This window comes from Micromonospora sp. NPDC000316, assembly GCF_042898885.1.
Classification (GTDB): domain Bacteria; phylum Actinomycetota; class Actinomycetes; order Mycobacteriales; family Micromonosporaceae; genus Micromonospora.
Genome location: NZ_JBIAZG010000025.1, coordinates 1 through 12,344 on the forward strand (window position 1 = coordinate 1; position 12,344 = coordinate 12,344).

7 protein-coding genes and 1 pseudogene are annotated in these 12,344 nt (G+C 71.7%); 6 read left to right on the forward strand and 2 right to left on the reverse strand.

The window, feature by feature from the left end; genetic code table 11:
* Nucleotides 1–481: 481 nt before the first annotated feature.
* Nucleotides 482–2,305 carry a VanW family protein gene (locus ACFY2Q_RS28195; protein ID WP_387135447.1) on the reverse strand — a complete coding sequence of 608 codons (1,824 nt, stop codon included), beginning with the start codon at nt 2,303–2,305 and terminating at the stop codon, nt 482–484.
* Nucleotides 2,306–2,484: 179 nt separating this feature from the next.
* Here ACFY2Q_RS28195 and nudC point away from each other — a divergent pair, with 179 nt between their 5' ends.
* Nucleotides 2,485–3,402 carry an NAD(+) diphosphatase gene (gene nudC / locus ACFY2Q_RS28200; RefSeq protein WP_387135450.1) on the forward strand — a complete coding sequence of 306 codons (918 nt, stop codon included), beginning with the start codon at nt 2,485–2,487 and terminating at the stop codon, nt 3,400–3,402.
* Here the strand turns inward: nudC and ACFY2Q_RS28205 are convergent.
* Complete coding sequence (locus ACFY2Q_RS28205) at nt 3,299–4,579, reverse strand: polysaccharide biosynthesis protein (RefSeq protein WP_387135453.1); 1,281 nt, start codon at nt 4,577–4,579, stop codon at nt 3,299–3,301. The genes nudC and ACFY2Q_RS28205 overlap by 104 nt on opposite strands.
* 171 nt (nt 4,580–4,750) lie before the next feature.
* On the opposite strand from ACFY2Q_RS28205, the gene ACFY2Q_RS28210 reads away from it, so the two are divergent.
* The 5 genes and pseudogenes from ACFY2Q_RS28210 to ACFY2Q_RS28230 all read left to right on the forward strand — a co-directional run.
* Entirely contained in the window at nt 4,751–6,490 is a 1,740-nt protein-coding gene (locus tag ACFY2Q_RS28210) for a hypothetical protein (protein ID WP_387135455.1), read from the forward strand.
* Between the two features lie 41 nt (nt 6,491–6,531).
* Nucleotides 6,532–6,693: a hypothetical protein gene (locus tag ACFY2Q_RS28215; protein WP_357009612.1), complete on the forward strand. Its 162-nt coding sequence runs from the start codon at nt 6,532–6,534 to the stop codon at nt 6,691–6,693.
* A 63-nt stretch (nt 6,694–6,756) separates the two neighbouring features.
* Nucleotides 6,757–7,545, forward strand: a complete 789-nt coding sequence (locus ACFY2Q_RS28220; RefSeq protein ID WP_387135458.1) for a glycosyltransferase — start codon at nt 6,757–6,759, stop codon at nt 7,543–7,545.
* A complete protein-coding gene (locus ACFY2Q_RS28225) occupies nt 7,542–8,993 on the forward strand; it encodes a glycosyltransferase family 4 protein (RefSeq protein WP_387135460.1) in 1,452 nt (483 codons plus the stop codon). Before ACFY2Q_RS28220 ends, ACFY2Q_RS28225 begins: the two co-directional genes overlap by 4 nt.
* Nucleotides 8,994–9,052: 59 nt before the next feature.
* Nucleotides 9,053–11,041 (forward strand): annotated as a pseudogene (locus ACFY2Q_RS28230) (alpha-(1->3)-arabinofuranosyltransferase family protein); the annotation flags it as partial.
* Nucleotides 11,042–12,344: the final 1,303 nt, after the last annotated feature.

Consider the following 12,344-nt stretch of genomic DNA (forward strand, 5'->3'; position numbering starts at 1 on the left):
GGTACTGCACTCGTGAGGGTGTGGGAGAGTAGGACACCGCCGGACAATCTTTCCAGAATGGGTCACCCTCACGGGTGACCCATTCTGCGTTTCTGCTTGGACCCGGCCCGATCGACTCCATATCGGCGACGTGGGTGTATCCCCGTGACGGGGTTACCGCCATCTCGGCGATATGGAGTCGACCAAGGACGCCGGAGCGCCGGCGGACAGGCTCAGGGCCCTTAGCCCGGCGGACGGGCTCAGGGGGCCATCAGTGAATGCCGGTGCCGAGATCACGCAGCGGGACACACCCGCGTGGGAGGCCACACGTGCCCGGACAACCTTCGAAGTGGGATCCGCAGTGGACCGCTAGGGGCTGATCCAAGAGGACATCCAGCTCCACCAGGCGGGACGGTGGCGGCGAGAGTGAATCGTCTCCGCTGTGGACCGCCAGGTGCTGACCACCGGCGGTCCACAGCGTTCGTGTGGCGGAGGTTGCGGCTCAGGAGGGCTTCGGCCCGCAGACGTAGCGGGGCTCGGCGTCGTAGCGCCAGGTGAACTTCTCCCGCTTCACGACCTTGCCGTCCTTCTTGATGACCCGGAAGGCGTCCTGGGTGAAGCCGTTGATGCCGTTCGTCGCGATGCACGTCGGGCCGGGGGGCAGGTGGATCAGCTTCGGCGCGGTGATGTTGCGCCGGGGCCCGTACTCCGTCTTCACGCTGTCGTAGATCTTCGTGCTCCAGATGGACACGGTGATCGTGCTCGACGTGTACGAGGTGTCGATGAGCACGCCGTGCTCGGTGTTGTTGCGGAACTTGAAGTCCAGGTTCGGCCAGAAGATGGTCGACTCGATGACCGCCGGGTATCTGTCGAACCAGTACGAGTGCGGCTTGTGCTCGACGTCCTCCAGCCCGGCGTAGTAGGTGGCGTTGAACAGCGTTGTGGTGAACTGCGAGGTGCCACCGCCCACACCAGGCACCAGCTTGCCGTCGAGGATCACCGGCGCGTCCCGGTAACCCTGCTTGTAGCTGCGTTCCCCGGTGTGCCCGTTGAGCGAGAACGTCTTTCCGGGAAGCACTACGGTGCCGTCCACCTTCTTGGCGATGGTGACGATGTTCTGGCTGCGGGAAGAGGCCAGGCCACCGGTGAACCGGGTGGTGAACGTGGACACCCGCTCCTTGATGCCGAGGCCGGCGAGCTTCTCCGCGGTCAGCTCCGGCGGTGTCTCCTTCACCTCGCCGGTCACCTCGCGACCGTCGGTCTTCGGCAGCACGGCCAGCAGGTCGCGGCCCAGGGCGGCGCTGTCCAGTTGCTGGCCGGCGCGGCCTTCGGTGACCTTGGGCTTTCCGCCGGCGATTGTCATCGTCGCGTCCTTCGGCGGCACCTCGATAGCGTTCAGGCTGTCGCCGAGGGCGGCGCGCAGTCGCTTCACGTCCACGTTCGGGGTGAGCTTGCCGGCGGCGTCGGCCGTGAACCGCAGGCTCTTCGCGATGGCGGCGGGCGGTACCTTCACCGAGCCCTTGTCGGTGCGCAGGGTGACAGGCGCGGCGACGGCAGGCTTCGCCAGTTCGGTGACCAGCCGGTCCAACTCCTCGGCGGTGGTCGCGGGGTGGCTCTCCACGAGCGGCACGGTGACAGGGGTGCCGGCCAGCCAGCCGGCGCGGACGGCGTCGGCGGAGCGCTCCGGGTCGAACGCCAGCCCCGGCTTCGGCTGCACCACCTTCGGCGTGGTGCCCTGATAGGTGATCGCCGGCTTGGTCATCGGGCGGGCCTGGTCGCCGAGCACCTTGCGGAGCGCGGCGTCCAGCCGGTCGGTGTCGACGGTGACCACCGGATCGACGGTGCGGGAGCCGACCAACCGGCTGACCGGGTGCGCGTCGGCTTCGGCAGCCGCCGCCACTGTCGCCGCCACGTCGACGGTCAACCCCACGTCGGCAGGATTGATCTCGGCGGTGCGCTCGCCGACGGTGACCTTCAACGGCGCGGCGAGGGCCGCCGCACGCCGGTCCAGCTCGGCGCGCAGCTCACGGTCGGCGGCGGTGAGGCTCCGGCCGCCCAACTCGGCGCCGAGCACGCTTGTGCCCCGGGGTACGTCCCCGGCGTACGCCCAGGCGCCGGCGCCCGCCGCAGCCGCCAGGACGCCGCCGGTGACGCCCGCCGCGAGCAGCATCCGCATCCGCCGGGGTCGACGCCCACTGTCGGACGGCTCACCGACGGGGGCGGGCGGTGTGGCCGCCTCCGTCTCGTCGTCCGGCCAGGTGACAGCGGTGACCTGAACAGTGGGCCGGTCGTCGGCGGATGGACGTTTTTCGCCGTACAGCGTCACTACAACCTCGATCGCCAGGTGCCACGGGAGGTCTCCCCTCCCGGAGAACACCTACGGTAACGAATGGTCGGCCGTACCTGCCGGCTGCGCCCACCCGCGTCGCCGCCGCGTGTCGCCCGGCGTGTCACGGGAGCCGGGTCGGGGCGGGTGATCGTCCACTGCCGTGGCAGGGTGGCGGAGTGGACGCTGTGGAGCAGGTGCTGGCGTACGGCGGCGGCTGGTTGGACCGGGCGGCTCCCCTGCGCACCGATCCCCACCGGCTGGACGCACTGCTGACCGAGCCGACAACTGTCGTGCTGCCGCTGTGGCAGGACCACTGCCTGGTCGACGGGGGTGGTCCGGTGCGGCTCACGGCGGACCGGGCGTCACTTGTCCGGTCCGCCGCCGACGAAACGGTCTTCCTGGGGCTCGACGGCGACGTCGGTGTGTTCGCCGTGGACCTCTCCACGCTCAGCGAGCGGTCGGCAGTCGAGATGACAGGTGCGGTACGAGCCGTCGACGTGCGGGCCCTGGTGGGGCGGCTCGACCCGGCCGACGCGGCCGCCCAGGCGTACGCCCGGGGGTTGCTGCACTGGCACCGGCAGTCGCGGTACTGCGGCGGCTGCGGTTCCCCGGCCGTGGCGGGCGGTGGCGGCCACGTCCGGACCTGCGGCGGTGAGGACTGCGGGCAGCTCCTGTTTCCCCGCATCGAGCCGGCGATCATCGTGTTGGTGGAGGCGCCCGGCTCGCCGGAGCGCTGCCTGCTGGCCCGGCACGCAGGCGCGCCCGAGGGGTCGTACTCGACGTTGGCCGGCTTCGTCGAGGTCGGCGAGAGCCTGGAGGACGCGGTCCGCCGGGAGATGGCCGAGGAAGCGGGTGTGACAGTCACCGACGTGACCTACCAGGGGTCGCAGGGCTGGCCGTTCCCCGCCGGCCTGATGGTGGGCTTCCGGGCCACCGCCACCTCCGAGGAGATACGCGTCGACGGCGTGGAGTTGCTTGAGGCACGCTGGTTCACCCGGGCTGAGTTGCGGGAGAGGGTTGCGGCAGGTCGTCCGCTCGGCCGGGTGGACGCGATTGATCACCAGTTGCTCGGCCGGTGGTTGACGGCAGGCTGAGGACCATCACCAGCGCGGTCGCCGCGGCGGTGGCGAGAGCGCACCACATGATGCCCTGGAACGTCCGTGGGGCGACGGCCATGGTCAGGATGGCCAGGACGCCCGCGGCCACCCACAGCGGCGCGGAGGGCCAGCGCGCTCCCGCCGCGATCTTCGCGTTGACCGCCGCGAAGACGAGCGCGTAGAGCGCGCCGGTGGCGGCGAAGAACGGGGCGTACTCACCCAGGGACGCGTAGTCCTCGCCGCCCACCAGCCGGAACGCGAAACCGCCGGCCAGGGCCGAGGCGGCGACGAGCACGGCACCACAGCCGGCGACGATCGCGAGCACGACAGTGCGGACCCGGTTGTCCCCCACGGCCAGTCGGGGCAGCGCCAGCACCACGATCACCTGGGGTGCCCAGAGCGCACCCTTTGTGAGCACGGTTCCGACGGCGTACGCCCCGGAGTCCGCAGGTGACAGCAGTTGCCGGGCGAAGATCAGGTCGGCGTACGACACGGCGAGCATCGCCAGCGCGGCGGTGCCGGCACTCGTCACCTGCCGGATGCGCAGGGCGGTGCCGACTGGGCGGTCCCCGTCCGAGGTGGCCCGCCGGGCCGGTCGGGCGATCCAGGCCAGCACGGGCAGCACCAGGTACGAGGTCACCATGCCGGCCACGAGGGTGTGGACGACGCCGGCGCCGAGGACGAGCGCGACGATCATGCCGCCGTACCGTCCGACCGCGACCACCCCCATCGCCCACGCGAGGCGGAGGAAGCGCTGCTCACCCTGCAACTCGCCGAGCCACCGGGCGGCCAGGACGACCGCGACGGTGGTGGCGGCGACAAGCGCCGCGACAGTCAACGACAGCCGCAACGCGGTCATCATCAGCGGCGCGGCCACGACGACGGCACCACCGGCGACGGCAGTGGTGACGAGGGTGACCCGGCTGGTCGGTGCGCCCGGGTGCCGGGCCCGGTGCACGGCGATCGCCATCTGCAGGCCCACACCGGCGACGCCTGCTATCGCGACGAGGGCCAGCACCGTGGCCAGCACACTCAACTCCTCCACCGCCAGGTGCCGGGCACCGAGCATCGGGAGCAGGTAGGCCAGGCCGTTCGTCACCATCGCGGCGCCCGCAACCGCCGCGCCAGCCGCTCCCATGCGACCCGTGCCGGGCCCAGCCGTCGTCTCTGTCATCGCGCCTCATGTCGGTTCGCCGGGGGGAACGGGTCCGTCCCGAGCCGCGCGTCGTCGTCGCGGGCCGCTGGTCGAAGTCGTCTGGGCAAGCTACCGTCCGCACTTGCCCTGTGCCTAGAGTGCTGTCCGGAGCCCCGGGCGCGATGTCGGGCCCGCGTCCCGTCCAGGTCCATGGGGGTTCGTGTGCGTCGACCGTCACCGGAGTTCGGCCCGGCGCTGCTGCGGGCTGCCGTCGTACTCCGTCGGTGGTGGCCGGAGGCGGCACTCGGATTCGGCGTGGTCATCGCGATTCTCGGCGCGGTGCTCCGCCGTGGCTACGTCCTCCGCTACGACATGGTGTTCGTGCCGGACCCGCCGTTCGGCGCCACGGTCTGGGGCAGCGGCTCCGAGTTGCCCCGTGCGGTGCCCAGCGAACTGCTCGCGGTCGGCCTGTCCCAGCTGATCCCCGCCGACGTGGCCCAGAAGGTGCTCCTCGCCGCCTGTCTCGCCCTGGCCGCGGTGGGTGCCGCCCGGCTGGCTCCCGTGAGCCACCCGATGGCGCGGCTCGCGGCCGGGCTCGCGTACGTCTGGAATCCCTGGGTGTACGGCCGACTGCACCTCGGGCAGTGGGCGGTCATCGCGGGCTACGCCGCGCTGCCCTGGGCGTACTCCTGGGTGTTGGGGGTGCTGCGGCCACCGCCCGGCGGCACCGGCCCGGGTCGGCGTTCCGCCGTGGCCGGTGGGGTAGCTGTGGTGCTGGGCGGCCCGGCGATGGTGCTGGCGGCTGTGCTCGCCTGCGCCCCGGCGTTGGCCCTGGCGCGGCGGTGGCGGGCGTTGGTGGCCGGTGCGGCGGCGCTTGTCGGCCTCACCGCACCGTGGTGGTTGGCGTTGCTGAGCCGTGGTGGCGCCGTCGATCTTGACGAGCGGGGGGTCGCCGCCTTCGCTGTCCGCCCGGACACTCCGCTGGGGGTGCTCGGCAGCGTCGGCACGCTCGGTGGCATCTGGAGCCGCAATGCCGTACCGGTCGGTCGGGACCAGTGGCCGGTTGCCCTGCTCGCGCTGGTGCTCGCCGCGGCGGCGCTCTGGGGGTACGTGCTGACCCGTCGTCGTTGGCCGTCGGCGGCGTGGTGGGGCCTGCTCGCCGGCGCGGTCCTGGGCACCGTGATCACCGTGGTGCCGGCCTGGTCGGTGGGTGCGCAGTGGATGGTCGCGCTCGTCGAGCACGTTCCGCTGGCCGGCGCGGTCCGGGACGGCACCCGGCTGCTCGCCCCGCTGGCGTTGGTGCAGGCGGTGGGTCTCGGGATGCTCGTGGAGTCGCTGACGTCTGCGCGGGCCCGGGCCTGGGCGCCGCTTGTGGTGGCCGCTCCGGTGCTGCTCCTGCCTGGTCTGGCGTGGGGTCTCAGCGGTCAGCTCGACACGGTGCGGTATCCGGCCGAGTGGTCGGTGGTGCGCGCCGAGGTGAATCGGGATCCGGCCGGTGGCAGCCTCGTCTCACTGCCCTGGTCCTCTTTCCGGGCCTACCGGTGGGCGGGCAACGTGCCGGTGCTCGATCCGGCGTCGCGGGCGTTCCGGCGGCCGGTGATCGGCGACCAGGACGTGCTTGTCGGTCGGGACCGGATTCGGGGGGAGAGCCGCGAGGCCGATCGGGTGGCGGAAGCGTTGGCGGTGCCCGGCGATCCTGGGCCGGCCCTGCGTCGACTCGGCGTGCGGTATGTACTCATCGAAACCGATCAACCGGACGCCGCCCAGGTGGAGAGCCGTTTCGCGGACGCCGAGCTGGTGCGGCGAGACGGGTCGTTAACCCTGTTACGCCTGCCTGGTGCCGATTTCTCCGAGTCGACCGGGCGTATCGGCATAGTGCCGGTGCTGGGGTATTCGGTACTCGGGGCCACATTGTTGATCGTTCTTTTGCACCGGGTCACTCGGCGGTGACGCATGTTACTCTTCGGTACCTTTTTCCGAAGGGATCATCAATGAAGGCATCCTTCAACCCCCTCCTGACCGCGGTCGTCGCCGCGGCGGTGGGTGCCGTGCTCGGAATCCTGGCCGTCTCGATCGGGACGTCCACAATCACCAACACCAACAGCAAGCCTGCGAACGTCGAGCAGCCCATCATCGTGTACGGCGAGCGTTGACGGCCCTCCATGGAGGTCCTTCCTCCTGACGTGTCGTCAGATGTGGTTGTACTCGACGTCGTGGTGCCCGCGTTCAATGAGGCACTCCGGCTGCCCGACACCCTGATCCTGCTCCGGGCGGCGTTGGCCGACCTCGGTGTGCCCTGCCGGGTCACCGTTGTCGACAACGCCAGCACGGACGGGACCGCCGAGGTGGTGACAGGCGCACCGGCCGGTCCGGTTCCCGTGCGGCTGCTCTGGTGTGGCAAACCGGGCAAGGGTTTCGCGGTGCGTACCGGCGTGCTGGCAAGCGACGCGCGCTACGTCGGCTTCTGTGACGCGGACCTGGCCACCGCGCCGGCCATTCTCGGGCGGGTGCTCAGCCTCCTGACCGAGGGGGCCGATGCGGTGGTTGGGTCGCGGGCCCACCCCGAGTCGATCGTCCAACAGCGGCACAGTCTGCTGCGACGGTGGGGCGCTGTGGCGTTCCGTGGCGCTGTCCGGCAGGTCGTACGCGGCGTGAGCGAAACGCAGTGCGGGTTCAAGTTCTTCCGTAACGACGTCGCGCGGCGGGCCTTCGCACCACTTCGGTGCGGTGGGTTCGCGTTCGACGTCGAGGTGCTGGGCCGCGCCGAGCGGGCCGGCGCCCGATTGGTGGAGGTCCCGGTGGACTGGGTGGATGTGCCCGGCTCCCGCTTCTCACCGGTTCGACACGGCTGGCAGAGCTTCGTGGACGTCGCGAAGATCCAGTGGCGGCTCCGCGGCGCCGACGTCGCCCCCGCGACGCCGATGCTGACGCCGATGCCGGTCGTCACCATTCCGGTCACCCCGGACGTGACAGGTGGCACCGCCACCGTTGGAATGCGGCCGTGAGTGTCGGATCACCCCGGACGACAGCGGCGCCCACGACCGACGCCACGGTCGTGGGCCGCCGGGTCGCGGTGCTCAACTGGAAGGACCCCTGGCATCCGGATGCCGGGGGAGCCGAGGTCTACGCCTGGCAGGTCGCCCGCGACCTGGTGAGCGCCGGGGCGGAGGTCACCTTCGTCACCGCGCGCCCGTCGGGTCAGCGCGGCGACGAGGTCCGGGACGGCATTCGGATCGTCCGTGTCGGCGGCCGGTGGAGCATCTACCCCCGGGTGCTGGGCTGGCTGGCGCGACGGCGGCGTCAGTTCGACGCGGTCGTGGACTGTCAGAACGGCATCCCGTTCTTCAGCCCGGCGGTCCTGCCGGCGGCCGTGCCGGTGGTCTGCGTGATCCACCACGTGCACGACCGCCAGTTCCGGCTGTACTTCGGCCCGGTCGTGGGCCGCTTCGGGGCATGGCTGGAAGGGCCTGTCGCCCGCCGGGTCTACCGCCGTGCGGTGACCCTCGCAGTCTCCCCCTCGACGGCCGTGGCCATCCGGGACCGGCTGCACTGGGCCGGTCCGGTGGTCGTCGCCCCGAACGGCGCCGACGCATCGGCGCCGCCGGCAGCCGGCGGTGTGGCCCGGGACAGCCGACCCCGTGTCGTCTGCGTCGGTCGGGTGACCCGGCACAAGCGGGTGGATCTGGTGCTCGACGCCGTCCACCAGCTCCGAGCCGAACGGCCCGACCTGCGCCTGGACATCGTCGGTGGTGGGCCGGACGTGCCGACCATCCGCCAGCTGGTCGACGAGCGAGGGCTGAGCGACACGGTCACGGTCCACGGGCATCTGCCCTCCGCCGAGCGGGACGCGCTCCTCGCCGCCGCCTGGTTGCACGTCTCCGCCTCGTGGGGTGAGGGCTGGGGTCTCGTGGTGGTGGAGGCCGCCGCCGCCGGGCTGCCCACTGTCGCGTTCGACGTGGACGGCCTCCGCGACGCTGTCCGACCGGGCCGCACCGGATGGTTGGTCAGCGAGGGTGAGAACCCCGCGCAGAATCTCGCCGCCGGTCTCGACAGCGCGTTGGACGCCCTCGCGGTGCCGGCCGAGGCGCATCGGATGGCCGCCGAGTGCCGACAGTGGAGTGGCGCGTTCGGCTGGGCCGACACCGGCCGGCGGGTCCGGGCGGTACTCGGGGATCTGCTCGAGCCGCGTGCGGTGCCGTGGGCTGCGGGGAACGCAGTTTTCGTGGTCCGGACCGACCAGCCGGAGAGCCTCCTCGCCCGGGTGGCCCCACTCCTCCCGCGCACCCGACACGTCGCTGCCGACGAACACGGCCTGTGGATCCTGGTGCCGGGCGCTGACCCGGCCGCGATCCGCCAGGTGCTGCTCGGGGCGGGCATCGGAGCCGAAGACATCAGCGAGCGGAACGCCAGCGGGGACGAACTGCTCACCGGAGTTCCGGTACGGCAGTGCTGACCGCCTGGTCGACAGTTCGTCGCGCCCCCGGAATACCGACCGCCACGGTGTCCCTGGCGGTGTGGCGCCTGCGTGAGCTGCTGGTCTGCCTCGCGCTGATCGGTCTCTGCGTCACCCAGGAGCCCGGGCTCATCGTGCCCGACACGAAGCTGGACATGGCCCTGGACCCAGGCGGGTTCCTCGCCCGGGCCACCCACCTGTGGACTGCGGACTGGCAGTTCGGCACCCTCCAGAACCAGGCTGTCGGCTACTTCTTCCCGATGGGGCCGTTCTTCCTGCTCGGTGAGGCGGTAGGGCTGCCGGCCTGGTTCGTCCAGCGGCTCTGGATGGCGGCCCTGCTCTGTGTGGCCCTCACCGGTGTCGTGCGGCTGGCTCGCGCCCTCGACCTGGGCGGCCCGGCGTCACGCCTGGTGGCCGGCGCGGTGTTCGCGCTCTCGCCCCGGGCGCTCTCCCTCGTCGGCACCGTGTCGCTGGAACTGCTGCCGTACTGCGTCGCCCCGTGGGTGCTGCTGCCACTCGTCAAGGGAGCCGCGGGTGGCTCGCTGCGGCGGGCGGCCGCGCTCAGCGGACTGGCGGTGGTCTGCATGGGCGGAGCGAACGGAGCCGCCGCCGCGTGCGCCGTACTCCCGGCGTTCCTCTTCGTGGTGACCCGCGCGCCCGGCTGGCGACGGATCCGCCTGCTTGCGTGGTGGACGGTTGCGATGGTCGTGGCCACCTTCTGGTGGCTGGCGCCGCTGCTGCTCCTCCAGCAGTACGGGTTCCCGTTCCTGCCCTACACCGAGAGCGCGGCGGTCACGACGAGCGTGACGTCGCTCCCGTCGGCCGTGCGCGGCGCCACCCACTGGGTGGGTTACCTGGCCGTCGACGGGGTGCCCTGGTGGCGCTCGGGATGGGCGTTGGTCACGTCGCTCTGGATGATCGTGCTCACCGGCCTGATCGCGTGCATCGGCCTGGCCGGTCTGGCCCGTCGGGATCTGCCGGAGCGGCGGTTCCTGTTCATCGGGGCGCTGGTCGGGTTGCTGACCCTGACCGCGGGAAACCTGTCGGACGGGGGTGCCGCCTTCGCCTCGACGGTGCGCGAGGCCCTCGACGGCCCGCTCGCCGCGCTCCGCAACCTGCACAAGTTCGACGTCGTACTTCGCCTGCCGCTGGCCCTTGCCACCGCGCACATGCTGCACACCGTCGGCCGGATCGCTGTCATCCGCCGGTTCACGCGTCCCACAAACATGGCACCCCGGCGGGTCGCGTTGGGCGTCACCGCCGTCGCACTGCTCGCGGTCACCAGCGGCGCCGGGAGTGCGGGGCTCGCGGCGAGCGGCGGTTTCTGGGCGGTGCCCGACCACTGGCGGCAAGCGACTGGATGGCTCGACCGGAACGCCGGCCCGGGCACCACGCTGCTGGTCCCCGGCTCCAACTTCGCCGAGTACACCTGGGGACGATCGTTGGACGAGCCGGTCCAGCCCCTGCTGGACTCGCCGTGGGCGGTGCGGTCGCTGGTGCCGGCCGGGTCGGTGGGCAACGCCCGGCTGCTCTCCGCGATCGACGATCGACTCGCCTCCGGCACCGCCTCGCCAGGGCTGGCCGACGTGCTCGGTCGACTCGGCGTGCGATACCTGCTCGTCCGCAACGACCTTCGCCAGCCTGTCGGCGGCATCGCGTGGCCGGTTCTCGTGCACCGCACGCTGGAGAGTGCTCCCGGGCTGTTCCGGGTCGCCGCGTTCGGCCCGTACAGCGGGGCGACGCCGGACTTCGCCGGGGCGTGGGACTACGGGCTGCACAAGCCCTATCAGGCGGTGGAGATCTACGAGGTGGACCGGCCGACCCCTCGGGTCACACTTACCGACGCGGCACAGCCGCTCTCTCTGGTCGGCGCACCGGAGACGTTGCTGGACCTCAGCGACGCCGGTGTGCTCGGCAACCGGCCGGTGATCCTCGACGGCGATGCTCCGTCGGCGACCGGCGGGGGCACGGTGCTCGCCGACAGCCTGCGAAACCGGGAGGTCGACTTCGGCCTCGTCCGTGGCAACACCTCGCGGACGTTCACCCCCGAGGAGCGGCCCCAACTGCCGCGCCTGGAGAACGACATAGTCGACCCCGCGTGGGCGTCGTCGGTCACCTCGTCGGGATATGCCGGGGTGGCCGGTGTCGAGGCGTCCTCCAGCGCGGCCGACGTCGCGGGGCCGGCCGGGTTGCGTGACCCCTCCGCCATCCCGTTCGCGGCCATCGACGGCGACGGCGGCACCTCGTGGTTGTCCGACGGTGCGCGCAAACCCGTGGGCCAGTGGGTGGAGATCCGGTACCAGGACAAGATCCAAGCTGGTTCGGTGGAGTTGCAGGTTGTCGACGACGAGGTTGTCGGCGCACCGGTCACCCGGGTCGAGGTCAGCACCGAGGGTGGTTCGTACGTGCACTCGGTGGTCGACGCCGGGTCGGCACCGCTGCGACTGTCACTGCCGTCGGGGCGTACCACCTGGCTTCGGGTGACGATCGACGGTGTCGGAGGTGCTGATGTGCCGGGTCGCCGCGCGGGCATCCGGGAGGTGCGCGTTGCGGGGGTGAGCCCGCAGCGGTACCTGCAACTGCCTGCGGTGCCCGACGCCGCCGGCGCGCCGGAGGTCGTCGCGCTGACCCGCAGGGCAGTGGACCGGCCGGCCTGCGCTGCCGCTGGTGGCTACTACCTGTGCTCTCCTGACCTTATCCGGCAGGGCGAGGAGAAGGGACTGGTGCCCCGCCGCTTCGACCTGCCGGCGTCCGCCACCTTCCACCTCACCGGCCTGGCCCGCGCCACACCCGCCCTGGCGCGAGCGGTGTACGACGACATGACGGGCGGCGAAACCTTCACCACGTCGAGCTCGTGGTTCGACGATCCGGTCGCCTCGTCGAGGTCGCTTGGCGACGGGGACGACGGCACGGCGTGGTGGGCGGATCCGCACGACTCGCAGCCGACAGTGAAGATGCGCTGGGCCCAGCTCCGTACGGTGAGTTGGGTGCGCCTGCGGTTCGCGGAGAGCCTGGTGGCGGCTCCGCCCAAGACGGTCCGGATCACCGGCGACGACGGCATCCGGGAGGTGACTGTCGACCTGGACGGTGTCGCACGCTTCCCGGCCCTGCGCACCCGCAGCCTCGCCGTGGCCGTGACCTCGACGGTGCCGAGGATCAACCGGTCGACAGCGCTGTTCGAGCCGCAACCGCTTCCGGTCGGTCTCAGCGGCGTGGATGTGCAGGGCGTACCCGAACTCAACCAGCCCCGTGGCCTCGACCGCGAGGTGACGTTGCCGTGCGGCGCGGGCCCGACGATCGTGATCAACGGGGCGCCGATGCCGACGACGGCCTCGGGCACGTTGCGGGACC